1 protein-coding gene is annotated in these 295 nt (G+C 65.4%); it reads right to left on the minus strand.

Going from position 1 to position 295, the window contains the following annotated elements:
• Window positions 1-295, minus strand: a 295-nt coding sequence (locus EN852_RS39245) for a ribbon-helix-helix domain-containing protein (RefSeq protein ID WP_189546638.1), incomplete at both ends; no start/stop codon positions are given.

Below are 295 nucleotides of genomic sequence, written 5' to 3' on the forward strand. Positions count from 1 at the left end.
GACGAAGACAACGCGAAGGCGGGCGAGGGGCAGGCGATCAGGATCGCATTGATGGTGCGGATCGAAGCGAGCTTGCGCAGCTCCATGCTTTCCTCGGCAAGGCCACGCATGCAGGCGACCCGGATCGCCGAGGTGAGATTGCCATGGTCGGGATGCTGTTCGGCGATCTCCTCGACCAGCATGCCGATCGTGCATTTGCGGTTTTCCGCCATCTGCTTCAGCGACACCCAGAAGGCGCGTTCCAGCCGGATGCCGCGACGCACGCCGCCGCGCGCCACAACGCGGAACTCCGGGC

This window comes from Mesorhizobium sp. M2E.F.Ca.ET.209.01.1.1 (assembly GCF_004010375.2).
Classification (GTDB): Bacteria; Pseudomonadota; Alphaproteobacteria; order Rhizobiales; family Rhizobiaceae; genus Mesorhizobium.